This is a genomic window from Sphingobacterium sp. UBA7249, assembly GCF_002472835.1.
In the GTDB taxonomy this organism is placed as follows: Bacteria; Bacteroidota; Bacteroidia; order Sphingobacteriales; family Sphingobacteriaceae; genus Sphingobacterium; species Sphingobacterium prati.
Window position 1 is genome coordinate 39,469 of the sequence record NZ_DKST01000025.1, and the last position, 23,476, is coordinate 62,944.

Annotated in this window: 23 protein-coding genes; 5 read left to right on the forward strand and 18 right to left on the reverse strand. The window is 39.6% G+C overall.

Going from position 1 to position 23,476, the window contains the following annotated elements:
- Positions 1 to 58 precede the first annotated feature (58 nt).
- The 18 genes from B4A24_RS16830 to B4A24_RS16915 all read right to left on the reverse strand — a co-directional run bounded on the left by B4A24_RS16830 (position 59) and on the right by B4A24_RS16915 (position 18,349).
- On the reverse strand, positions 59 to 1,297 hold the full coding sequence (locus B4A24_RS16830; protein WP_293946231.1) for a thioredoxin family protein: 1,239 nt from the start codon (positions 1,295 to 1,297) through the stop codon (positions 59 to 61).
- A gap of 112 nt (positions 1,298 to 1,409) precedes the next feature.
- Positions 1,410 to 2,597, reverse strand: a complete 1,188-nt coding sequence (locus B4A24_RS16835; protein WP_293946232.1) for an aminopeptidase C — start codon at positions 2,595 to 2,597, stop codon at positions 1,410 to 1,412.
- Positions 2,598 to 2,795: 198 nt separating this feature from the next.
- Entirely contained in the window at positions 2,796 to 3,848 is a 1,053-nt protein-coding gene (locus B4A24_RS16840; RefSeq protein ID WP_293946233.1) for a TerC family protein, read from the reverse strand.
- Positions 3,848 to 4,819 (reverse strand): polyprenyl synthetase family protein, encoded by a 972-nt coding sequence (locus B4A24_RS16845; RefSeq protein WP_293946234.1) that lies wholly within the window; start codon positions 4,817 to 4,819, stop codon positions 3,848 to 3,850. The genes B4A24_RS16840 and B4A24_RS16845 overlap by 1 nt, the downstream gene beginning before the upstream one ends.
- A 49-nt stretch (positions 4,820 to 4,868) precedes the next feature.
- Entirely contained in the window at positions 4,869 to 5,432 is a 564-nt protein-coding gene (locus B4A24_RS16850; RefSeq protein ID WP_293946235.1) for a DUF3109 family protein, read from the reverse strand.
- Positions 5,433 to 5,437: 5 nt separating this feature from the next.
- Positions 5,438 to 6,223, reverse strand: coding sequence for a DUF3108 domain-containing protein (locus B4A24_RS16855; protein WP_172393621.1), 786 nt, complete (start codon positions 6,221 to 6,223; stop codon positions 5,438 to 5,440).
- A gap of 95 nt (positions 6,224 to 6,318) precedes the next feature.
- Entirely contained in the window at positions 6,319 to 6,864 is a 546-nt protein-coding gene (locus B4A24_RS16860; RefSeq protein WP_293946236.1) for a DUF2480 family protein, read from the reverse strand.
- Positions 6,865 to 6,927: 63 nt separating this feature from the next.
- Positions 6,928 to 9,033, reverse strand: a complete 2,106-nt coding sequence (locus tag B4A24_RS16865; protein ID WP_293946237.1) for a peptidylprolyl isomerase — start codon at positions 9,031 to 9,033, stop codon at positions 6,928 to 6,930.
- Between the two features lie 301 nt (positions 9,034 to 9,334).
- Positions 9,335 to 9,958, reverse strand: a complete 624-nt coding sequence (gene lptC, locus B4A24_RS16870; protein ID WP_293946238.1) for an LPS export ABC transporter periplasmic protein LptC — start codon at positions 9,956 to 9,958, stop codon at positions 9,335 to 9,337.
- Positions 9,959 to 9,962: 4 nt separating this feature from the next.
- On the reverse strand, positions 9,963 to 11,291 hold the full coding sequence (locus tag B4A24_RS16875) for a hypothetical protein (protein ID WP_293946239.1): 1,329 nt from the start codon (positions 11,289 to 11,291) through the stop codon (positions 9,963 to 9,965).
- 177 nt (positions 11,292 to 11,468) lie between these two features.
- The gene (locus tag B4A24_RS16880; protein WP_293946240.1) at positions 11,469 to 12,452 is read right to left on the reverse strand and encodes a DUF6427 family protein; all 984 of its coding nucleotides are present in this window, start codon (positions 12,450 to 12,452) and stop codon (positions 11,469 to 11,471) included.
- 17 nt (positions 12,453 to 12,469) lie between these two features.
- Positions 12,470 to 12,679, reverse strand: coding sequence for a CcmD family protein (locus B4A24_RS16885; protein WP_077437990.1), 210 nt, complete (start codon positions 12,677 to 12,679; stop codon positions 12,470 to 12,472).
- A gap of 207 nt (positions 12,680 to 12,886) precedes the next feature.
- On the reverse strand, positions 12,887 to 13,555 hold the full coding sequence (gene ccsA / locus B4A24_RS16890) for a cytochrome c biogenesis protein (protein WP_293946241.1): 669 nt from the start codon (positions 13,553 to 13,555) through the stop codon (positions 12,887 to 12,889).
- Positions 13,556 to 13,590: 35 nt separating this feature from the next.
- Positions 13,591 to 14,250 (reverse strand): heme exporter protein CcmB, encoded by a 660-nt coding sequence (locus tag B4A24_RS16895; protein WP_172393629.1) that lies wholly within the window; start codon positions 14,248 to 14,250, stop codon positions 13,591 to 13,593.
- Between the two features lie 77 nt (positions 14,251 to 14,327).
- Positions 14,328 to 14,726 (reverse strand): hypothetical protein, encoded by a 399-nt coding sequence (locus tag B4A24_RS16900; protein ID WP_293946242.1) that lies wholly within the window; start codon positions 14,724 to 14,726, stop codon positions 14,328 to 14,330.
- A 103-nt stretch (positions 14,727 to 14,829) separates the two neighbouring features.
- On the reverse strand, positions 14,830 to 16,665 hold the full coding sequence (locus B4A24_RS16905) for an ABC transporter ATP-binding protein (RefSeq protein ID WP_293946243.1): 1,836 nt from the start codon (positions 16,663 to 16,665) through the stop codon (positions 14,830 to 14,832).
- Between the two features lie 171 nt (positions 16,666 to 16,836).
- Positions 16,837 to 17,328 carry a hypothetical protein gene (locus B4A24_RS16910; RefSeq protein WP_293946244.1) on the reverse strand — a complete coding sequence of 164 codons (492 nt, stop codon included), beginning with the start codon at positions 17,326 to 17,328 and terminating at the stop codon, positions 16,837 to 16,839.
- A gap of 232 nt (positions 17,329 to 17,560) precedes the next feature.
- A complete protein-coding gene (locus B4A24_RS16915; protein ID WP_108636061.1) occupies positions 17,561 to 18,349 on the reverse strand; it encodes an SAM hydrolase/SAM-dependent halogenase family protein in 789 nt (262 codons plus the stop codon).
- Positions 18,350 to 18,772: 423 nt separating this feature from the next.
- Here B4A24_RS16915 and B4A24_RS16920 point away from each other — a divergent pair, with 423 nt between their 5' ends.
- The 5 genes from B4A24_RS16920 (at position 18,773) to hisC (ending at position 23,476) form a co-directional block, all read left to right on the forward strand.
- Positions 18,773 to 19,738 (forward strand): PhoH family protein, encoded by a 966-nt coding sequence (locus B4A24_RS16920; protein WP_288809099.1) that lies wholly within the window; start codon positions 18,773 to 18,775, stop codon positions 19,736 to 19,738.
- A 222-nt stretch (positions 19,739 to 19,960) separates the two neighbouring features.
- A complete protein-coding gene (locus B4A24_RS16925) occupies positions 19,961 to 20,911 on the forward strand; it encodes a phosphoribosylaminoimidazolesuccinocarboxamide synthase (protein ID WP_293946245.1) in 951 nt (316 codons plus the stop codon).
- Between the two features lie 33 nt (positions 20,912 to 20,944).
- Positions 20,945 to 21,325 (forward strand): STAS domain-containing protein, encoded by a 381-nt coding sequence (locus B4A24_RS16930; protein WP_293946246.1) that lies wholly within the window; start codon positions 20,945 to 20,947, stop codon positions 21,323 to 21,325.
- A 1-nt stretch (position 21,326) separates the two neighbouring features.
- Positions 21,327 to 22,238 carry a ribonuclease Z gene (locus tag B4A24_RS16935; protein WP_293946247.1) on the forward strand — a complete coding sequence of 304 codons (912 nt, stop codon included), beginning with the start codon at positions 21,327 to 21,329 and terminating at the stop codon, positions 22,236 to 22,238.
- Positions 22,239 to 22,417: 179 nt separating this feature from the next.
- A complete protein-coding gene (gene hisC, locus B4A24_RS16940) occupies positions 22,418 to 23,476 on the forward strand; it encodes a histidinol-phosphate transaminase (protein ID WP_293946248.1) in 1,059 nt (352 codons plus the stop codon).

Consider the following 23,476-nt stretch of genomic DNA (forward strand, 5'->3'; position numbering starts at 1 on the left):
CATTCCATTAAAGCATATTCTTTAAAAAGTCATGCGCGGGATCCGTGAAAGCGGAGCTCTAATTTTCCCAGGTTTTTATCCCTTTGGTCATTTTGTCCAAGGTCTCCTGATAGATCGGACGATCATCATCGCTGGCCATCTCTACGGCTTTATTTTGCCACTTGATCGCTTTATCTTTTTCTCCTTTTTTATAAAGTAGGTTGGCGTATGTATCTAAGAATGCCGAACTGGGATCTTCCATGATTGACTTTTTGCTCCAGCTGATTGCGGCATCGATACATTCCGGGTCACTGCTGTTATTAAAGATCGTCCAGGCAAACGTGTTCAATTGATGTGCTGTGAAATCTTCAGATGATAAGTAATCATTGATCGTATTTTTCATAGCCACATAATTCTTAACCTGAAGATAGTAGTGTGCTTTGATCTTTTTAAACATCGGGACAAAATCTATGTCGGGATATTTTGCAGATAGCTCGCTTTGGTAACTGTCCCAGTTGGGTTCATGCTTGGCGTCTATTTTAATTTGGAAGAGTTCATTGACCACGACGTTAGCCAAAGTACGGTTGGCAATCCCTGGTGATTCCAGCAAAATGTCTATTTTTTCCTTGTTATTACGAATTAGGTTAAAGGCTTTTGAATTGGTAAACTTGGCGGCAGCTAATAGAATATGGACATTTTCTTTTTTAAAAAGCTCGTCAGTACCTAAAGAATTTGCTAATGTGTTTTCGGCTTTACGAGCGGTGTTCTCGTCATAGGCTACATTGGCCGCTTTTAACATTTGTTTGGCTGTATAAATATCCTGTGGCCTCTTATCAAACTTTTTTAATAGCGTATAATACTGTGTTTCGGGATATAGTCCATCCGTAACATGTTGGACGAATTCGGGAGCATCACTTGCGCCAACGATACGGTGTACAGCTTCTGCGTCCGGATTGAAGATCAGAAAAGTTGGAAATGACTGGATATTGTATTCATTGGAAATGGTGCGGGCATCAGCATACCATTTTTTTGTCGCAGCATTATCAGCTTCCGTCGAATCCATCTGAACTTTGACACTGATAAAATTTTGATTGATGGGCTGGCCCACCTGCTCCAGTGGGAAAATTTCATTGCTCATGTATTGACACGGGCCACACCAGGTTGCAAAAAATTCCACGAAGATAAACTTATTTTCTGCCTTCGCTCTTTCTTTGACCTGTTTCCAACTTAATCCTTCTACAAATTTCACCCCTTTGGTCTGGGACTGTGCTAAATTCCCAAATAAAATCGTAAGACATAATGCGATTATACTTCTCATACTCACTGAACAACTAGATTTATAATTATGTTTAAGTTATCAAATTAATCTGAAAACAAAAACACCTCTGAACTATTAATTTCAGAGGTGTTTTAAACGATGGGTATATCGCTTATTTAATATTTATCTTAGATTTTAAATCTTTTGTCAAACCATCTTTATGTAACAGCAAAGACGTTGTTTTATAACGGACAAATTCTTTGGAAGCATATAGATATCCTTTGTAATCATTGGATGTCCCCCAAGAGTTTTTAACAATATAATATTCTTTGCCGTTTTGATCTTTTACCAGACCTACAATATGCATGCCGTGATCGTCTGTTGTTTGCCAATTGTCGAAAGCTTTCTGTCTTTCTTCTGGCGTAATCTTCATTTCTGGTTTAGGACCAACGAACATGCTTGCCTTTTCTTGCTCACTCATTTGCTCGAACGGTTTTTCTGGAACATAAGCGACCCCATTTTTCCATGAGAATCCTTTTTCCGACACGTCAGTCGCCCAAGCAACTGTATAACCTTTTTGTAATGCATTATCAATGATATCCGTTAAATCATTCATTTTAACATTGTAAAAACGGTCAAATGACCAGTTGTCTGGAATTAACAGAACAAATTGGCTGTAATACGGATGATCAGTAACTGAGGCTATACCAACATAATCATCCGGGTTGATACCAATTACCTGATCAGCGAACGTACGTGGTGTATACGATTTACCATTGTAATCAAATTTTTCTGGCACTTCTCCCAAGTAAGAATCCATTGCTGCCGTATAAGCTTTTTCCCAGTTTGGTGTCAGTGCTTTTCCTTTTACAATTGAACCTAACATCGCATCCAACATGGAAGTCATTTCTCCAAAGTTATTGCGTGTGCTACCATAGTGAAGGCCTGTATACGCCGATTGAGGCATTGTCCCGTATTTACGGAATGAATTTAGTACGTCGTGAAATTGTCCGCCTTCACCCAATGATAATCCGCCATGAAGACGCACATAAGTCCGTGCTTTATCTAAGTATGTATTACGTGCGGTATAGATCTGAGAGATCTCCACAGGCTGCTTACCCATACGGATCATCTCGGATTCTAAAAAAGAGTTTCCTGAATAAGACCAACATGTACCCGAAGAACCTTGATCTTTGATCGAAGTGTTCCCTAAATTGATAACTTCTGTAAACGTAAATCCGGATTTGCTATTGTCATTTTGATTTGCTTTTAACGCATTGATCAAATTGTCCTGGGCTTGTACTTGGAATGAAGCTGCAAAAAGTGACGCAGCTAGTACAATCGATTTATTCCAATTCATTTGTTAGTATTTTGTTAATTTAAAGTGGTGCTAAATTAAATAAATTAAATTTAGTACGGTAAAATCGTCTGTAAAATAATTGTTCCTAAAAAAAGGTACAATTTATACATCTATATCAGCTGGATGCATGAGGAGAGCTGTGCTAAAATATTGATAAACAAAAGGGTCGTACAAATTACGACCCTTTTGTTTATAGGATTACTCGGCAAGTTCCTTATGTTTTGGAAAGAGGAGTGAAGCAATAATACTTAATGCCAGTATACCGATGATGACAATTAATGAATGGGTGGTGGTGAAACCTACTTCTGCCAACCAATGATGCAATAACATCTTTAAACCAATAAAGACCAATAGAAAAGCCAAACCCACCTTTAGATATTGGAACTTATGAATAATATTCACCAGTAAGAAGAACATAGAACGCAATCCCAGGATGGCAAAAATATTCGAGAAGAATACCACGTACGGATCTTTGGTCACCGAGAAAATAGCAGGAATAGAATCCACTGCGAAAATAAGATCGGTGAATTCAATCACTAATAAAACCAAAAATAAGGGTGTCATGTATTTTACCCCATTTTCGATATGGAAAAAATGACCACCATCCAATTTTGGTGTTACTTTAAAATATTTAGAGGCAAATTTGACAACAGGGTGGTTTTGCGGATCGACTTCTTCCTCTTGGTTGCGGTTGATAAACATCTTGACACCTGTGAAGACCAGGAATGCACCAAAAACATATAAGATCCAGCCGAATTTGGCGATCAATGTTGCACCTAGGAATATAAACAAAAACCGCATAATAATCGCTCCTAGAATCCCCCATACCAAGACTTTATGGTAATATCGTTCGGGAATCCCAAATGAGGTGAAAAGCAATACCATCACGAAAATATTATCCACCGAGAGCGCATATTCAACAACATATCCCGTTAAATATTCCAAGCCCAGGTTTTTATTATAGATGTCTAAACTTGCAGCAAGATCGCCGGGAATAATTTTGATCTCGTGGTGATGTTTGGTGATGACCTCTTGTAGATGATTTAAATCATGGATATTATGCAATTCAAACCCATAGTGGCGTAGTAGCCAATAGAAGCCTAACGAGAACAGTACCCATACTGCGCTCATAATTGCTGCCGTCTTTAAGCTAACAGGCTTATCACCCTTGGAAAATAGTCCAAGGTCAATGGCTAGCATCAGTGCAATGAAGATTAAGAAACCTCCAAAAAACATTAATTCGTGACTCATTATTTTTTTCTTTCTGTTGTATATTTTACCAAATGCAATAATCCTTGTTTGTATTCATTATCTGGAAAATCCTCCAGGATGCGAAAGGCATCTTGCTGATATTCCAGCATTTTATCTGTTGCATATTCAAGTCCGCCACTGCTGCGTACAAAATCGATCACTTCAGCAACCTTTTTTGGATCATCGTTATGGTTTCGAACCAGATTGATAATCCGCCGCTTTTCGCTGGAGCTTGTCTGATTTAAGGCATGAATCAAGGGCAGGGTCATTTTTTTCTCTTTGATATCATTGCCTAATGGCTTGCCCACATCATCTAATCCAAAATCGAATAAGTCATCCTTAATCTGAAAAGCAATACCAATTTTCTCACCAAATTGATGCAGTTTCTCCACCGTCTCTTGATCAGCATTGGATGAAGCGGATCCACAGGCACAGCAAGAAGCAATCAATGAAGCTGTTTTCTTACGTATAACTTCAAAGTAGATGGACTCTTCAATATCCAGTTTGCGTGCTTTTTCAATTTGAAGCAATTCCCCTTCACTCATTTGATCCACTGCTTCCGAAACAATTTTTAGCAGGTGATAATCTTGATGTTTTACCGAAAGCAGCAAACCTCTTGAAAGCAAAAAATCACCGACCAGCACCGCAATCTTGTTTTTCCAGAGGGCATTGATGGAAAAGAAACCTCTTCGTTCGTAAGAGTTATCAACGACATCATCATGAACCAAGGAAGCAGTATGCAATAATTCCACCAGGGCAGCACCCCGATAAGTCGACTCATTAATCCCATTGCAGATGCCCGCTGAGAAAAAGACAAACATGGGGCGCATTTGTTTGCCTTTGCGTTTGATCAGGTATTGTGTAATACGATCCAACAAGGGAACGGAGCTTTTCATCGACGCTTTGAATTTCTTTTCAAAAGCTTCAAGTTCGTGGGTAATAGGGCGTTGGATCTCTTTTAATTTTGACATGAATTGGAATGAAATACCAAAAAGTTAAAGCTTAAAGATAGTAATTTTGTTACAACTCATCGACTGCTTGTTCAAGATTTTTGTACCATTCTTCACCATATGTACGGATCAGGGGATCCTTCAAAAATTTATATACCGGCACTTGGAGTTCTTTGCCAAAGCTACATGCATCCTTGCAGATATGCCAACGGTCGTAATGAAGCACGTCGAATTCTGGATAATGCGTTGTACGGATAGGATAGAGGTGGCAGGAAACAGGTTTCCGCCAGTGTATTTCCCCAAGCTCGTAAGCCTTCTCGATTGCACATTTGGTGATCCCATTTTCCCAGGTTACGTACGCACATTCTTTATTGCCATCAACGCATGTTGTGGTTAGATCACCATCTACATCGACGACATATTTGCCTTGTTCCTCGATGGCCTCGATTCCCTTCTCTGTCATATAGGGTTTTACCTTTGGATATATCTCCTCCAGAATTGCCTTTTCGCTTTCTAGTAAAGGTGCACCCGAGTCCCCCTCGATACAACAGATTCCCTTACATTTTGATAGATTGCACACAAAGTCATTATTGATCAGATCTTCGTGTACCAATACATTTCCTACTTCAATCATTCTATTTATTTTGAGTAGCTTGCTTTTTGGCCCAATTTATATTTTAGTCCGCTTGCTTCCAGAAGTTCTAAAGTGACAGAGCCAATTAATATATCGACATTGGCCTTCACTGGAATGCGGTTACCATCGTTGGTTACCCAAAGGTAAAGCTTGCTATTTTTTTTAAAGATACGCCCCGGTTTAATTTCGGGACTGAATTTAAGGCACTCCAATGTGCCCAATTCTGTTTTTATTTTTTCGATTCCAATATATTGAATGCCCAGGGTAGCTATTTCATCATTCAAGAAATAGGTCAGTTTAAAGGATTCCCCGGGCTTTACCGAGCTTAAATCCAAATTGCGCGCAAAATAATAGGAAGATAGCAAATCAAACGTCTGGTCCACCTTGGATGTAAATGTTCCCTTGTTACCGACCACCGTATGAGTTTGCTGATTGAAACGCACTTTGTCGTTCCTTCTGTAGCCACCTTCACGGATGTTTTCCGTATAATAGTAAGGCAAGAATGTCTTACTATTGATATATGAATTATATTCGTTTCGTACAGTATAAATGGCAAATGCTCCAGCTGTTTTACCTGCAGCATACAGATGAAAAGAGGGATTCCCAAATCCGTCTTTCGTATCACCGACAGTCAACGTTCCCGTTGCTGCGGAAATTATGCCATAGCGGAGTTTGTACTTTAATTTCTCTCCACCTTTAAATGCAGATTCCTTTAAATGGGGTAAATCCTGAGCGAAAACTGTACTTACAAAAACTGATAAGTATAGGAGCAATGTCGATATAAGTTTCATGTACGTAAGTTTACGAAAATTGTTTGAAAAGAAATGTTAATTTCATCAGAATAAATTGTCTTTTTAAGGTGATGAAACCCACATAAGCCAGCTACTTATACTTGTTTGTCAGCCGCTTTTGGGGCTTGAGGACTTCTTTTAAAAACTGGAACTGTTGAACAAGGTTCCCCGTACATAATACTTTTAGCTACTTTGCTAAGTTTCACCGTGAACTGAACAAATGTCGATTCCGGAATAAACGTATCTCCACAACCCTTCACAACTACCCGTTGATCACGGAACTGCTCCATGTCAATTTTGTCGATAGCGGCGGCGTACTGTATGCGTAGGAGCTCATCTAAATCTCCGAAGATAACTGTTGAAGCGTAGGGCTCCAACTTATTTGCCAGAAGCATATAAGCCCAGGTAGGTATGATAGCATCTGCCGTACACGTGATTGCAACATGTTTGTCGGTATACTGTGACCAGTCATGTGTTTTGATGAACTCGCGGAAATCTTTTTCCCGTAACATCAGACCATGGAACAAATTATCCTTAATATCATATAGGACATTGTCGGCCTTCGGATGATAATCCGCCAAGTCAACAGTTATTAATCCACTTTGCGCAACTTTATTGACAATATTTGTTTGAATTTCCATAGCTATTATATCAAAAAAAGCCGGACGATAATTCGTCCGGCTACAAATTTACTTAAAAATCTTCTAAAAGAATTTCACTCTATTGTCAATGATTTCAGCTTTATCTTGTAATGCACGGAAAATTGATCCCCAAGCACGTTGCGCTTTGGCTGCAAGCATTTGTTTCTTTTGTCCATTGATGTCAGAGATCGCTGATGGGTTTGTGAAACCATTCACTTGCACGACATACACACCTGTATTTCCTTCTATTGCTTTCGAAGGTTTGTTTGGTTGAAGTCCGAATACTGTACCTACTACCGCATTTTCCAAGGCTACGCCCGGAATAACAGGGTTGGCAAATACCACATTCTCTACATGAATAGCAGATTTACCCACTTTTTGAGCCACTTGATCAATTGAAGAGGCTCCAGCTAAAGCTTTGGCAAATTTTTCTTTTAAGACGCGAGCTTTAACTTTGTTTTTAACAGCAGGCTCGATATCTTTTTTTACGGCATCCAAAGAAAGTACTCCTTTAGGTTGTACATCCACTAGGCTCGCCAAGATATAAGAAGTTTCAGTTTCAAATACTTTATCAGAGATATCACCTTTTTTAGCTTCGAAAGCCCATTTTATCAAATCACGTGGCGCTTCCGTACCATCAAGTACATTATCCATCGCTGTTACGCGAGATGCGGTACGCGCTTCTAAATCAAGTTTTTTAGCTTCTTGTGCAAAGTTTTGCGCATTAGCTGCCGATAAGAATGCTGTCGCTTTACTATGGGCATTGTTTAAGGTTTCTTTACCACTATTGATTACTTTGTCGATGATCGCTACTTTAGCGTATTTCGCCGTACCGATTTGTTTCTCGATTTTAATAATATGTACGCCAAACTGAGATTTTACGACTTTAATATCTCCGGTTTTACCTTCGAATACAGCTTTTTCAAATTCAGGTACCATGCGGCCTCTTGTAAACGTACCCAGTTCACCACCATTTGTTTTACTGCCCTGGTCACTGCTGAACTGAACTGCCAATGCGGCGAAGTTGTCTCCTTTTTGGATCAACCCTTTAATGGAATCCGCTTTTGCTAAAGCTTTGTCAACACCGCCTTCTGCGGTAGCATCCAAAAGGATATGAGATGCTTTTACTGAATCTGGACCTACCACAGTTGAAACTACTTTCGCTATCTCGTAAGCACTATTGTTAAGAAATGGGCCTACCGTCGTACCTGTCGCTACATTAAAGACAACAGAATCCAAAGAAGGACTCAATTGACCTTTTTTTACATAGGTGAATGGATATTTGTTGTCTGAATTGATGGAAGCGAATAATGAATCATCCTTCGCAACAATAAGATCTTGTTTTAACTTGTTGATTGCTTCTTTTACAGCCGATGAATCTTTCGCAAGAGGTTTTGCATCCACAGTAACGTATTGGATTGCACGTGTTTCCTCCTGTGTTTTGAACATATTTTTATGTTCATTGTAGTATTCTTGGAAATCAGCATCAGTTACTTTGGCTTCAGCATCTTTTACCGAAGCATAGTCTAAAAGAATGTACTTGAAGTTGGCCAATTTATTCCGTTCTTGGTATTCTTCGTTGGCTTCCAAAGAAGTCACGTACACACTATTTGAAAGTAACTCGCCATATTTGCTACTTAAGCGTTCATCTTGCACACCTTCAAGCAAAGCGTTCCATTGATCGTATACCGCTTGGTTACCCGCTGAGTTTACTTGGCTTATGAAAGTTGTTAATTGTGTACGGTCAAACTGACCTGTTTGAGGATTGGTAAATGCTTGTACGATCTGAGGTGACGGATTTGGCCCTTTTACTAGATCATTTAATTCGTCTTTACCTACTGTCAAACCGATTTTTTCGATCTCTTTTTTCAAGATCTCCCTGGATAAGAATTGGTTCCAAACCTGTTGTACGGCATATGTCCTCATCTGAGGGGTAACAGCGCCGCCCATTTGTTGTTTGAACATTTCTTCTGCTTGTTCTACTTGTTGGTTGAACGCAGGATATTCAATTTCAGTTCCGTTGACTTCCCCTACACGATTTTGATGTCTGGCCCAAAAAGGGGCGCCTCCTCGAACGACATCGCCTAGTAAAAATGCTAAAATTGCGATAGCCATGGCTGCTGTCAAGATGACACCAGCTTTGTTTCGCAAAAAGCCCATTAATCCCATAGTCTGCTTATTGTGTTTATATTGTGTAAATACTTGTATTTCGTTAATTTATGCATAGCATAGCAAAATGCGGTGCAAGATACAATTTTTATAAAAAAAAACGGAATATTTTCCTGAATGTAATAAAACAAATTTAAAAACTATTTGTATCGGTCCATTTTTTATAAGAAGTGATCATAACCAAGCTGTCGCGATATGCCGTAAGTGATCTGTTGCAGCATCATTTTTGCTCCCCGCTATCTAATCCCTAGCCTAGCCATACATCGGATCTTGCCGAATTTTAAGTAAGAAAGGTGATTTATTACCGCCCTATGGATGGAAATAAATTATTGTCCTGGATGATAACAACGCCAGTTGCATTCTGTATGTTGGCGTGCAACAGATCCTTATCTGAACTAAAAGAGGATCCCTGTAGATTGCCCCTTTGGTCCTTAAAGAATGCCTGAACTGGAAGATTATTATAAAAGGTTCTATTCGGATCTTTCGCTCCCTCATCATAGATAATTTCCTCGGTTTTCAAGACAGATCCATCAGCCATGGTGACAACTACATTTTTAGTAAAGATTGTTACTTTATCTTTTTCCCTTCGGACGGCATGATCAGATGTAATACGCTGTGTTTCCTTAAGGTTTTCATCGTAGAAAATAATTTTTATGCTTTTTGGAAACTCGTAAATTTCAGTGCTATCGTGTTTGATACGCATTTCGGGTGCTGTGAGATTGGCTTTGACCCGGGTTGAATCGCTGTAGATGATATCGACGTGCCGCGATATATCCACTGCTTCTTCTTTTTTTAAATTGGCAATCCGATCGACCTCCTTTAGATCTGGTTCACAGGCGGTCAATAAGAGCGCCCCTAGCAAAAATTGAATTACCAGGGGCGATATATGTTTAAATATGGATAGTGCAGATACTTTGCGTACCATTATCTTAGTCAAATTGATTTCTTCTAAACCAACGGTCATTTAGCGTAAAGCCAATATTGAAGTTGATATAACGTTCACGTAACAGGCCATTGGATACTTTACCCATCTGCCCAAATTCTGCTGAGAAATTGATTTTGGAGAAAGCAGTTGAATAGCTGGTTCTCGCTAGCGGTAAGCCTATACCAACAGTAACAGCCATGTCGTTGATATTCTCGCCACCTTGAAAGTATTGGGTTTTGTTGTATCTAAATCCAAGACGATAGTCTACTTGATTTAAGTATTTGAGGGATGATCTATCCGGAGTCAATTGTCCACCTACGGCTACACCGTAATTTTTACGCAATCGATTTTCACCATCCCTAACCTGAAACTTTGACCAATCTGCATATTTAAAATCTGCTCCAACTAACCAGCGACCATTTCGCGCAAGTGTTACCCCTACATTATGTTTTAATGGTAGGGTCAAATGCCTACTGACCCGATCAGACATGTAGGTTGTATCCAACGGGATATTTTGATTGTCTGGATCCGATGAGGGCGAAGTCCTTGTATCAATGATTGTTGTTCGCTCCTTTATATCATTGTTTAATGATCCTGAATACCCAAAGGTCAATGAATACTCTTTGCCTAGGGGTTGCTCGTATTGTAGACCGTAATCAAAGATAATACCTTGGATTTCGCGTTTATTTTGACGTTGTGGGTTCAAAGCTCCGGAGGATACTGGAAATTCAACCCGGCTAAAGTCGTTTAATGTACCAAAGAGATAGGACATATTCGCTCCTATGCTCAATCCTTTATAGACACGCACGCCCCAACCTGCGTATGCTTTTGTTAGTCCTCCTTCACCAGTAAACACCTTATTATAAACATCTTGGTTGATACCTTCCTGTGAGCTTGTCCGGTACCCCACGTCGGAGAACGGCAATATTCCCATACTGATACCACCAAATTTTTTCATCGGAAAAGTCATGGTAATATGACTAAAGGCAAAGTCGGCCGTATTATCAGATTTCGTTGTTGATTTAAGTTGTGTGTAATTGCCATACAGACCTGCGTCAAAGACGCTGTAGCGTGCAGCGGAATAAGACGCCGGATTACTGGGGTTGGTGTTGTAAAAGACGCCATCTAATGTACGGATAGCTGTATTGATACCCCCCATAGCTCTGTATTGAGGTAATAAATCTTCACGGATCTGACCTATTCCTAATTGAGAATAAGGGGATGCGGATGTCGTTTTTTGGGCAAATGCGGTAGTAGAACTAGCTAAAATTCCACCTGCTAACAACAGTTGGAGTGATTTATTTCTTAGAGAGCTTATAAAGCGTTTCTGCATGGTCAACCTATAAAATTGAGAAACTAATGTTTATTTAGTTTTTAGTGAAATCTTTGAGTTTTTTGACTCCTGTAATTAAATGTTCTTTGCTTTTATTCGCATACAAAACTATTCAATTTTTATGAGCTTGTTAAGCCGATTTTGTTAAAAAAGGTTAAACACTTGCTGTACAGTTTGTTAGAAAAACTGAAAGTAGATTATTGTGAGGGCGATGATGGCATATATAATCTCAAAAAACCATTTCTTTTTGGCATAGGTGAAGTAATATGCCATATAAATGGCGATTGGAGGAGCACAGAGTAAAAAGTGGGCCTCAGTCAATTTCTTGTTCCAATAAAAGGAAGCCACAGCCAGACATAACATGAAAAACAACAATTGGAAGGACTTTCGGATGTGGACAATACTTTTGAAAAAATTATCTTTAAGGATCAATAGAAAAAGGATCAGCGTAAAGAGTACGGGGACCAACACCAAATAATCGAGCAATTGAATACGGATAGCCGTAGGGAATTTATAAGTGAACGGCAACCATATCGTGTAAAATAGTTCCATTTTGCCTACCCATAGGTAGATGACCGCAAGTATAAAATAGACTGTGGCCAATCCCAAAAGTGGTGTGATCCATTCACGCCAGTTGAAGGGTCTGAATATGAGTAGACTGATCCACAGCAAGAAGAACATGCTCAAAAAAGGGAAGTAAATGAGACTTCCTATGCCGACAATCATACCCAGATCGAACATTTCCGCTTTCACATCTGTCTGACGATACAACGAGAGCAATTTGCTCAGCATCCAGATCGAAATAAAGTTACAAATAAGCGTAGGCGACAGAACCAAAAAAGGTAAAAATAAACTGGCTAATGTCATGTACATCAGCGCAACCAAAAAACTAGGTTTTCCCAGTAAGTTGAAATGACTTGTGATCCGATTGAGTATCGTCGCCTGAAAAATGGTCAATATGAGCGTTATGAAGACATTCGTTGCCGGAGAAAGATTAATTAAATTATTTTCACCCAATAGATTGCCAAGCGCAGGTTCAAAAATGACGGAATCTAATTTATCCGGAAGGTGCAGGAATATGCCAAGGCATAATACAAAACCCACAAGGGATAAAAATAGAATATTTATTGGTGTATAATTTCTGAACTGACTTATAATCATGGTATGTGACAAGTATACTATTTATTCTTTTTTTCCAACTTCGTAATGCGACGGTCAAGCAGGAAAAGGAAGAAAGCCAAACCTAGAAAAATGACCAACATCACGAGAACAACCACATAGATTTTGCCTTCACTACGCAATCCCGTTGCCATATCAACGTCATCCTGTGCAAAGGTGCTTAAAGTTGATAAAATTAATAATGCAATTGATAATGTTATTTTTTTCATTCTATTCTTTGTCTTTAATACTCGATGTGAACCCGATTAATTTTGGTTCCATCTAAATTTAATTTTTAATCAGTGTCACTGCCATTTACGTTTTATAACCTTATGGAAGTGGTATGGTAGATGCATATTTCCAGTTTTGTTATACGCGTAGGCGCTTTACGGGGCCTGTCTATCTGTTTAAAAACTGAAATACCTACCTATAAATTCTTACGATTCTATTTCCTGCTGTTTTCTTTCCAATAGACGTATTCGATAACGAAGAGAGCAAATCCAAAAAGCGATCAAGGGCCATCCGATCATTGCGGCATAAAATGTTGGGCGAAGCTCATTGCTCATTTGTAGCTGGCCAAAAGTAGCATTTCCGCCGCTTCCAGGGTGAAGGGAATCTGTCATTTTCGGAAGAATATAAAGCAATACAATAATGATCGGAAATGCGAAAATGTTGTAAACAGCAGAGATTTTAGCTCGTTTTTGCTCTTCCTCGAGCGCATTACGTAATACGAGGTAGGCCAGGTACATTAAAGTGGCTATCGCTGAACCATTTAGTTTCGGGTCATTAGGCCATGGTTCGCCCCATGTGATATTGGCCCACAACATTCCCGTTGCCAATCCAAAAAAACAAAAGGTAATACCTGTATTAACAGCTTCTATAGCCATTAGATCGTATTCTTGTTTTCCTGTATTGAGGTATTTGATACTATAAATAACAGAAATCAGATACATCACGATCATTGCAGACCACATCGGGACGTGGAAATAGACGTTTCGGATGCTTTCGTGAAGGATAAATAGGCGGGGGACAGGGCCCAAAAGACCGTTGATAATGACTGCACAAATTATGATGACAGCTAATATTTTCCACCATTTTTTTCTCATGGTAAATTGAATTTAATTTGTTTTCAATTCTAAATTTAATCTCGCCAAAGGTACGGAAATAACAATAAAGAAATAGTGATCGTGATTACATTAATTGCAAGTAATACAATTATTTCTTTCGAACTGGCGGCCCTTTCTAGGCCTTCTATTGCGTTGCGGGAGAGCTTGATCAAAACGATAAGCAGGGGGATTATTGCCGGAAAACTTAAAATGGCCATTAGTGTACTGTTATTCCCGGCCTTGGAGCTGATGCCAGAAATCATGGTAAATACACTGGCAAAACTGATACTGCCTAAAATAACTGAAATAAAATATAAGATGGGGTCCCCGAGGGGATTTTTGAATATGGTAGAATAAACGAAATAAGCTATGGTGGCCAAGATGGTCATCAATAACATGTTATAAATGACTTTGGCGAGGATAATTGCCCGAGGATCGACTAAAGCGTAGTAGTAAAGTTGCCGGTTGGGGTTTTCTTGAACAAAACTCTTGTTGATGGCATTAATGGATGCAAATAATAGGATAATCCAAAACAATGCATTCCAAACTGTGGTATCTACTGATTTGAATGCTTGATAACAAACAAATACAGTAGATACGACATATAGTAGGATTCCGTTTATGGCGTATTTTGAGCGCCATTCCAGAATGATGTCTTTAAGAATTAAAGTTTTTACCTGTTGCAGTAAAGTCATATTCCGCAAAGATACAAATGTATTTTAACCACAGGAGGCGGCCAAACCATCAATTCTTAAAAAAATGTTTTTTTTACTTATGTATTAGAAATTTTTGATTTAGCCGCATCGGTAGTGTTGTCGATTTTGCTGGCTAAATTTTGTGCTGCATTGTTTGCGTGGTCTAATGCTTCTCTACCAGCCTCTTTTGCTTTGTTCTTCAATGCATCGGCATCATCGGTAGCTTTGCTGAAAGCAGCTTGCGCTTTTGATTTTAAGTTATCCAGCTCAGCGGATGCTCTATTCGCCAATTTTTGTGCTTTTCTAGCTTCTTTTTTCGAAAGATCCTTCAATGACTTAGTTAAGCTTTTGATGCCATCATTTGCACGATCTAATTGTTTTTTCCCGTCATCGGTTCCTAAAAGATACCATGCAGCAGCTCCCGCAGCCAATCCTACCAAAGCAAATGCCACTAATCCATTTTTGCTATTTTTCATAATTCTTCTATTTTATTGTGTATTCAAATGATAATCAAGTATAATACCAAATGAACAATCACTAGCACAATTTGTTTAAAAAGAATCAATAATTAGCAAAATTTTACATATCTACCTTTTGCTGTTTGGATTGCAGGGTATAGAGATGGCGGTACAGTCCGGTTTCTTTCTGTAATAATTCGAAATGTGTTCCACTTTCCGAGACGACACCATTTTCGACCACGATAATTTTATCGGCATCAACAATCGTCGATAGACGATGGGCAATGATAACGGATGTACGACCACGCATTAATTCTTCCAAAGCGTCTTGAACCTGACGTTCCGACTCTGAATCCAATGAAGATGTCGCTTCGTCCAGAATAAGTATAGCCGGATCTTTGAGTAAAGCTCGGGCAATGGCAATTCGTTGACGTTGCCCGCCGGATAGTTTTACGCCCCTTTCACCGACTACGGTATCATATCCTTCCGGAAAATTCAATATAAATTGATGTGCATTGGCCCGCGTAGCGGCTTCAGTTATTTCATTTTCCGTAGCATCTAACTTGCCATAAGCGATATTTTCGCGAATCGTTCCACCAAATAGCAAAACGTCCTGCGGTACGATCGCTACCTGGTTTCGTATATCGCAGAGGTCGAAGTCTGTGGCCGGCTTGCCATCGTAAAGTACTTCTCCCTTATTGCTGGTATAGAACTGAAGTATTAAAGAAGCAATGGTTGATTTACCGGTGCCGCTCGGGCCGACGATGGCAATTTTATCGCCAGCATTGGCTGTAAAATTAATGTCTTTGAGAATGTCAATATCTGGACGACTAGGGTACGCAAATGCCACATGATCAAAACGGAGATCTCCGCTCATTTTCTTGCTGATATCTTTGCAGCTCGGTTCAACCTTGATGTCTTCCTGTGGTTCATCAAGAATTTCCAGGATCCTTTCGCTGGCGCCAAGTGAGCGCTGTATGTTTGCGTATAATTCAGGGAAACTACCCATAGAACCGGCGACAAACATCGAATATAGGATATATGTCGTTAGATCACCAACAGACATCTCGTGGATAGAGACTAAAGCTGCACCATACCAAATAACGGCGATAACGGCACCGAAAATACAGAATATGATAAATGAAGCAAAGGCTCCACGAAATGTTGCTCCCTTGACTGCTAATTTGACAACGGAGTCCATCTGATTGCTGTAACGGTTGAATTCAAAGTATTCGTTTACAAAAGCTTTGACATTGCTAATGCCCAATAAAGTTTCTTGAACTATGCTATTTGATTCCGCCATCTTATCCTGCGCCTGTCTGGATAATTCACGAATAAATTTTCCGAAGACAATTGCGGCAACCACGATGACGGGTAAGATGCAGAGATTCATCAAGGCTAATTTAGGCGATACCCAGACGAGCAGAAATACGCCAAAGCAAAGACTGATCAATTGTCTTAAAATTTCAGCTAATGTGGTGGTCAAGGTATCTTGGATCTGAGATAAATCGGCGGAAAGTCTGCTATTTAATTCGCCCACGCGACGATTGGCAAAAAATTCAATCGGCAAGGAGATTAGCTTATGATAGGTATCCTTCCGGATTTTTGCCAAGGCGCGTTCAGCAATCTCAACAAAGATACGAATACGAAAAAAAGAAACGATCGAGGTGAACGATAGAATAATAAAGGCTATTCCACCAATGTAATACACTTCAGGGGTCAGCCAGGTGTATGTTTGCTTCCCCTGCGCAGCATCAATCATCGCACCCAATAGTGCGGGGAAAGCCAGCATGGAAAGACTGGATAATACCAAAAATAACATTCCGATTCCAAACTTAACCCGATAAGGCCTTAGATAGGTCATTATTTTCGAAGCCCGTAATAGGAGCTCCTTATTTAACTTTGGTTTTGGTAGATCTTCTTCTTGTTTATTACCACTATTGAAACCTCTTGCCATAATCCGCTACTTCAATGTTTTGTTGCGAGGACAAATGTAAAGAGATTAAAAATATTTTGCTATCATACTTTGGTCAATTTTTGGCTTTTGACTGGTTTTAACCAACTAAAGTTGTCATTTGACCAACTTTTGGGGTACATGTCACCGCTGTAGATGCTAAGGCACAACGTGCTAGTCCGTATTTTTAGGGGTGAGGACTGGTTTTTGTGTATGGCTACGATACAATAAGACCGCTAGTACAATGATGACGAGCAGAGCAAGGTAAAGCCATACATTGCCGGACAGTCCGTTTCCGGTTGATTTGTCTAATTGTGTCCTAAGTCTTTCATTTTCAGTCTGAAGCTTGTTGATTGTGCCCATGTAAGCTGAGATCTGCTTATCGTATTCGGTGGCCATCTGCCGGAATTTGTCTTTTTCGAAATCTTTGATTTTGAGCAGCTGCTGGGTTTCCAAAAAGATATTGTTGTCCGTGATCACGACATCCTTGAGGATATCGATACTTTTTTGCATATCGCCCTTGGATTTAAACAGTCCAAACAGTCCTGTTTTCTGGGTAAGGCTTGTGTCATAGGCTCCGAACTTCTGCTGTCTAGCCTCAAGAAGGCTATTGACACGTTTACGCTGTACTTCAAAAGCACTGGAATCTGCATTTTCCTGGGCCATCAAATACCCTAAGTTAAAAAATAGAAGAAAAGATAATAGCGTGTATGTTAAAAACCTCATAAACAATGAACCAATCAATCTGATATTAAGTTTGCTTAAAATTGCTTGGATTTGTGGGCACCCATTACACTGATAAAGTCCAATAAATTACCTGTGTGACCGTTGCAGGTCGAATCCCTACTTGGGAGTGGATACAAACAAATCAACAATTTCTAGAAATGAATTTATGAAATTAATCTTTAAATTCGATACGGATGACATTGGAATCATCGTCGTGTAGCCCCAAAAGTTGGCTTGCATTACCCTTATTAATGGCAATTTCTAAATAATTACTGATGCCAAAGAGACATAATTTTTCACCCTCACCCACCTCATTGTAATGCCAGGAAAGGTTGGTGATGGTTTCGTTGCGTTTGAAATACAAAACGAAATTTCGCCCTTTTTGGACTTTGTTAAATAGATCTTTTGAAATGTTGGTAATGGCATTGCCAAAAGCATCAACGTAAATGACATTGCCACGGATCATATCCTTATCAAAGATCGGTTGTAACGTAACTTTTTCGATCAGTTGATGCATGGGGGTACCTACATCTTTCAGTTTACCACCTTTTGCAATATGGCAGGCTGATTTGGATAGGATGTCTGCAAGCGGGAAATGGAGGTATCGCAGATCCTGCATCAAATTGAGTTCGTACAATTCCTGCGGTTCATTCCCATTCAACAATAAGCTGAAAATACCATTGTCTGCACCTACAAAATAATGATCCTTGTATTTCATGCCAATGTATTTGGATTCCTCATGAAACAAGGTGTTTATACCAATGATATGTACCGTCCCTTTGGGGAAATAATGATAGGCATTACCAAGAACGAAGGCTGCGCGCGGAATATTGAATGCTGGAATCTCGTGGGTGATATCGACAATATTAACATCAGACAACTGCGTTAAAAGGCTCCCTTTTAGCGCAGCTTGATAAAAATCTTTATGTCCTAGATCTGTCGTTAACGTAATTACTGCCATTATAACCTATAAATAGACCGAATTGCTGTCGAATTCCCTTTTTGAATGAATAGAATAGATCTTCTGTTGTTTACTTGCTCTGTTGTTGAAAAATCTATTTAAATAGAGAGCAAAATTACTATTTATCAGCTGATTTGTAAAGCTAATTGAAGAACTTATTTTGAATATATCTTTTTTCGATTGATATACACAAACATAGCTTTGTCTTCTGTTGTAAAGAATCGATTTGTGCAGCCTGAAGATCTGCTTTTAATAGCAAAACTCAAGTATGAAATGCAAAAAAAAATATTTGGTTTTCTTTTTGCAAAAATCTCTGTAGGATGGCATATTTTCTCATTAGAATACGTTAATTTTGAATAGTATTACGCTTAGGAGCTATTGCGTAATAGCTACAATCTAATTAATTCTAAAATAGGATAAAATTTGAACGAATTACTAATTGCATTAGATGGTCTGAATTTGCCCATATTATGGGGAGCAGACAATGAGCACTTTGATTATTTGAAGAAACAATTCCCAAAACTGCGAATTGTAGCTCGTGGAAGTGAAATGAAAGTGTTGGGAGATGCGAAGGAATTGGAACTATTTGAGCAATCGTTTAAGGAAGTCATGGCTCATCTAGAGAAATTCAACAACATTACCTTGTTGGATTTTGAAAATCTCCTAGGGGCGAGCGCAGGCTCAGCCGCGCAGCAGGAAAAGGAGATTGCGGCTAAGCAAGCGGCATTTGGTTCTGAGCCCATTGTTTATGGACCTAATGGTGTGATTGTTCGGGCACGGACGGCCAACCAACGACGAATGGTTGATAGTATTTCGAAAAATGATATCTTATTTGCCATTGGTCCAGCAGGGACGGGGAAGACATACACCGCTGTCGCACTTGCTGTCAGGGCACTTCGCAATAAAGAAATCAAACGGATTATTTTGACAAGACCAGCGGTAGAGGCTGGAGAAAATCTAGGTTTTTTGCCCGGTGACCTGAAAGAAAAGGTAGATCCCTATTTGAGGCCACTTTACGATGCGCTAGATGATATGATTCCGGCAGAGAAATTAAAAGGATATTTGGAAAATCGTACCATTGAGGTTGCACCATTGGCATTTATGCGGGGCCGTACACTTGATAACTGTTTTGTCATTTTGGATGAAGCTCAAAATGCAACGGATATGCAGTTAAAGATGTTTTTGACCCGCATGGGGCCTACTGCAAAATTTATTGTCACCGGAGATATGACGCAGGTAGATCTTCCTAAAAAGAATCAATCCGGACTTTCAACATCGATCCGTTTGCTGGAAAATATTGAAGGTATCGATATTATCCACCTAAGCGGTGGCGATGTGGTTCGTCATAAATTGGTGCGACGCATTTTGGAAGCATACGGCGATATTTAAATTATTCGTTGTGACACGGATCGTTGAAATACCCATGATCGCAAAGGAATGATACTGATGTCAATCTGGATATTCGCTATAGCCTAAAAAGGGCACAATATCTGTACTTATCTATGCTGTCAAGTATAGGCATAAACGAATAGTTAAGTGGAATGGATTCATTGAGATGAATGAAAGCCAACATTGATTATTTAATTATATTATTTGAATTTTACTTTGAACATGAACGCTATAAAAGAAACAAATTTCAATTTCGAGAATCAAACTGCTTTTTACAGAGGAAAAGTACGTGACGTGTATACGATTGCCGACACCTACCTGGCGATGGTAGCCTCTGACCGTATTTCGGCATTTGATGTGGTACTCCCTCGACCTATTCCCTACAAAGGACAGGTGTTGAATCAAATTGCAGCTAAATTTTTAAAAGCGACAGCTGATATTATTCCAAATTGGGTCGTATCAGTACCAGATCCCAGTGTGACGATAGGTCAAATGTGTGAACCGTTTAAAGTAGAAATGGTTATCCGTGGGTATCTGTCTGGACATGCTTGGCGTGAGTATGCTGCGGGTAAACGTGAGGTTTGCGGGGAGTCTCTTCCTGAAGGATTGAAGGAGAATGATAAATTGCCTGAGCCAATTATTACACCAACGACCAAAGCCGCCGTAGGTCACGATGAGGATATTTCACGTGCAGATATTCTGAAAAAAGGTATTGTGAGTGAAGAAGATTACGTGCAACTAGAAAGGTACACCAAAGCTTTGTTTCAACGCGGAACCGAAATTGCAGCACAAAGGGGGTTGATCTTGGTGGATACCAAATATGAATTTGGAAAAAAAGATGGTAAAATAGTGTTGATCGATGAGATTCATACACCAGATTCTTCCCGTTATTTCTATGCGGATGGATACCAAGAACGCCAAGAAAACGGGGGAGCTCAAAAGCAATTGTCAAAGGAGTTTGTTCGAAAATGGTTGATTGATAATGATTTTCAAGGTAAAGATGGACAGGTTGTGCCTGAGATGACAGATGAAATCATTGCTTCAATTTCCGAACGCTACATTGAGCTATATGAGCATATCGTGGGTGAAAAATTTGTTTACCCGGATCAAGAGAATGTCTTGGAACGAGTGGAAAGAAATGTGACAAAGGCCTTAAAAGAGCTAAATTATTAGTACATTGTATCCTCAAACTAAGGAGATAGACTTATGAAGTATACTATTGATAAACACGATCGCTATATTGTCATAGAGCCTCATGTCGAAGTGATAGATGCGGAGAATGCAGCTAAACTTAAAGGGGAGTTTTTGTTGCGCAATACAATTGGTCAACGTAATATCGTACTGGATATGATTCATGTCCAGAAGACGGATGAAGTTGGCATACGTCTAGGTATACTGGCGCACCGTTTATGTCAATCTGTTGGCGGGGTATTTATTTTGGTCAATCTTTGCCCTAAATTAATGGATATGGTCCGTGTATCACATTTGGATAAATCGTTAAAAATTGCGCCATCGCTGAAGGTTGCTGAAGATTTGATCTTTGCACACGAATTGGAATCTGAATACCGCGGGACAATCGAGGATTAATATGAAGTTTGAAGTTCTAATATTAGGAAATAGTTCGGCGACACCAATGTTTGATCGGCATCCGACTAGCCAAGTGTTGAACTTTAATGAACAATTATTTTTAATAGACTGCGGTGAAGGCACACAAATGCAGTTGAGCCGATACGGAATTAAAAGCAATCGCATTGCACATATTTTTATTAGCCACTTACATGGAGATCACTATTTAGGATTGGTGGGGCTGCTCTCTTCGATGCACCTCGTTGGCCGCAAAAGTGATCTTCATTTGTATGGACCGGCTGCCTTGAAAGAGATTTTGGATATCCAATTTCTGCATTCTGAAACAGTCTTACGCTATAATCTTATTTTTCATCCGATATCACCCGAAGAGCCCGGTGTTATCTTTGAAAATCGGACCTTAAAAATAAGCACTTTCCCTTTAATACATCGTATAGCCTGCACTGGTTTTCGTTTTGATGAGGGACCAAGGGCCCGGACCTTGCTTGGCGATGTGGTCCAAGCGTTAAATATTCCCACGGTATATTACCCTGCCATTAAGAAAGGGGTTGATTATGTCGACGAAAAAGGGAATGTTTATCCGGCAGATCAATTGAGCTTACCTGCTCCCAAGTCTAGAAGTTATGTGTATTGTTCAGATACAGTGCGCACGGGCGATTATTTGTCCTATATTCAGCATGCTGATCTCCTTTACCATGAATCTACATTTTTGCATGATATGGTAGACCGGGCAAAGGAAACCTTTCATACAACAGCCTTAGAGGCGGGGGAAATCGCGAAAGAAACCCATGCAAAGAAATTATTGCTAGGCCATTACTCTGCTCGGTACCGTGACCTGGGGCCGTTATTGGAAGAAGCCCGAACGGTATTCCCAAATACCGAACTCTCGGTTGAAGGTAAGTGGTTTTCAGTGTAGTTTTTATTGCGCTTCTTGTTGTCATTCCCTTTTAATCGATCCTTTTTTGCACAATGGGAAAAGGATAATTTGCATACAACCATGTCTACCGGTCAGGGACAGTCTTCTGCGAATAAATTGCTTATTATATTGCATTTGATAAACAATTTATCTAAGTTTACGGCTCTAATTTTTTTATAATGGATAATCCATTCAACTTAAACAACCTATTACGGGAAAATATCAAGAAGCTCGTACCGTATTCGTCCGCAAGAGATGAATTTAAAGGGGATGCATCTATATTGATTGATGCCAATGAAAATCCTTTTGGATCCCCACTAAACCATGATTACAACCGATATCCAGACCCACTCCAACATCAAGTCAAAGCAAAACTTTCAACAATAAAAGGTGTTCCATCTGAAAATATTTTTTTGGGCAATGGAAGTGATGAGGCTATTGATATTTTGTACCGCGCATTTTGTACACCCGGCGTGGACAATGTTATCCTCGTTCCGCCGACCTATGGCATGTATGAAGTGTCCGCAAATATCAACGATGTAGCGTTCAGGAAAGTAAACCTTACCGCAGACTATCAATTGGATTTGGATGGAATCGCGAATGCCATAGATGCCCGTACTAAGTTAATTTTTATCTGCTCGCCCAATAATCCCACTGGAAATTCTATCCGACGTCAGGATATAGAAACGATATTGAATAATTTTCAGGGACTAGTTGTGGTTGATGAAGCTTATATCAATTTTTCAGCTGTGAAATCATTTACGCAGGAATTGGCTGAATATCCTAACTTAGTCGTATTACAAACTTTATCCAAAGCCTGGGGACTTGCTGCGTTGCGATTGGGCATGGCATTTGCAAGTAAAGAGATTATAGCGGTTTATAATAAAATTAAACCCCCTTATAACATTAATCAAGCAACACAGGATATTGTGTTGGAGGCGTTGAATAATGTGGATCAAGTCAACGACTGGATCAAAGAGACGGTAGCAGAACGTGATAAACTTGTTCGCCAACTCCTCGAACTGGATTACGTGCAACATATCACACCTTCCGATGCCAATTTTATTTTGGTCAAGATGGAGCAACCCAGACAAGTGTACGACTACTTGGTTCAATATGGAATCATTGTCCGTGATCGGTCTAAAGTAGAACTCTGTGAGGGCTGTTTACGGATTACAGTGGGAACGCCTGCGGAGAATCAAATATTATTAGAAAAACTTAATCAAATCAATAAATAA

What these genes read in the sequence shown, in the direction of transcription:
- lptC (WP_293946238.1), bottom strand. Translation starts at nt 9,958, where the DNA reads ATGGTACGCAAAGTATCTGCACTATCCATATTTAAACATATATCGCCC.
- B4A24_RS16840 (WP_293946233.1), bottom strand. Translation starts at nt 3,848, where the DNA reads ATGAGTCACGAATTAATGTTTTTTGGAGGTTTCTTAATCTTCATTGCA.
- ccsA (WP_293946241.1), bottom strand. Translation starts at nt 13,555, where the DNA reads ATGAGAAAAAAATGGTGGAAAATATTAGCTGTCATCATAATTTGTGCA.
- B4A24_RS16880 (WP_293946240.1), bottom strand. Translation starts at nt 12,452, where the DNA reads ATGATTATAAGTCAGTTCAGAAATTATACACCAATAAATATTCTATTT.
- B4A24_RS16930 (WP_293946246.1), top strand. Translation starts at nt 20,945, where the DNA reads ATGAAGTATACTATTGATAAACACGATCGCTATATTGTCATAGAGCCT.
- B4A24_RS16895 (WP_172393629.1), bottom strand. Translation starts at nt 14,250, where the DNA reads ATGACTTTACTGCAACAGGTAAAAACTTTAATTCTTAAAGACATCATT.
- B4A24_RS16855 (WP_172393621.1), bottom strand. Translation starts at nt 6,223, where the DNA reads ATGAAACTTATATCGACATTGCTCCTATACTTATCAGTTTTTGTAAGT.
- B4A24_RS16910 (WP_293946244.1), bottom strand. Translation starts at nt 17,328, where the DNA reads ATGGCCCAGGAAAATGCAGATTCCAGTGCTTTTGAAGTACAGCGTAAA.
- B4A24_RS16915 (WP_108636061.1), bottom strand. Translation starts at nt 18,349, where the DNA reads ATGGCAGTAATTACGTTAACGACAGATCTAGGACATAAAGATTTTTAT.
- B4A24_RS16845 (WP_293946234.1), bottom strand. Translation starts at nt 4,819, where the DNA reads ATGTCAAAATTAAAAGAGATCCAACGCCCTATTACCCACGAACTTGAA.
- B4A24_RS16850 (WP_293946235.1), bottom strand. Translation starts at nt 5,432, where the DNA reads ATGATTGAAGTAGGAAATGTATTGGTACACGAAGATCTGATCAATAAT.
- B4A24_RS16925 (WP_293946245.1), top strand. Translation starts at nt 19,961, where the DNA reads ATGAACGCTATAAAAGAAACAAATTTCAATTTCGAGAATCAAACTGCT.
- B4A24_RS16935 (WP_293946247.1), top strand. Translation starts at nt 21,327, where the DNA reads ATGAAGTTTGAAGTTCTAATATTAGGAAATAGTTCGGCGACACCAATG.
- B4A24_RS16905 (WP_293946243.1), bottom strand. Translation starts at nt 16,665, where the DNA reads ATGGCAAGAGGTTTCAATAGTGGTAATAAACAAGAAGAAGATCTACCA.
- B4A24_RS16900 (WP_293946242.1), bottom strand. Translation starts at nt 14,726, where the DNA reads ATGAAAAATAGCAAAAATGGATTAGTGGCATTTGCTTTGGTAGGATTG.
- B4A24_RS16860 (WP_293946236.1), bottom strand. Translation starts at nt 6,864, where the DNA reads ATGGAAATTCAAACAAATATTGTCAATAAAGTTGCGCAAAGTGGATTA.
- B4A24_RS16875 (WP_293946239.1), bottom strand. Translation starts at nt 11,291, where the DNA reads ATGCAGAAACGCTTTATAAGCTCTCTAAGAAATAAATCACTCCAACTG.
- B4A24_RS16885 (WP_077437990.1), bottom strand. Translation starts at nt 12,679, where the DNA reads ATGAAAAAAATAACATTATCAATTGCATTATTAATTTTATCAACTTTA.
- B4A24_RS16865 (WP_293946237.1), bottom strand. Translation starts at nt 9,033, where the DNA reads ATGGGATTAATGGGCTTTTTGCGAAACAAAGCTGGTGTCATCTTGACA.
- B4A24_RS16830 (WP_293946231.1), bottom strand. Translation starts at nt 1,297, where the DNA reads ATGAGAAGTATAATCGCATTATGTCTTACGATTTTATTTGGGAATTTA.
- hisC (WP_293946248.1), top strand. Translation starts at nt 22,418, where the DNA reads ATGGATAATCCATTCAACTTAAACAACCTATTACGGGAAAATATCAAG.
- B4A24_RS16835 (WP_293946232.1), bottom strand. Translation starts at nt 2,597, where the DNA reads ATGAATTGGAATAAATCGATTGTACTAGCTGCGTCACTTTTTGCAGCT.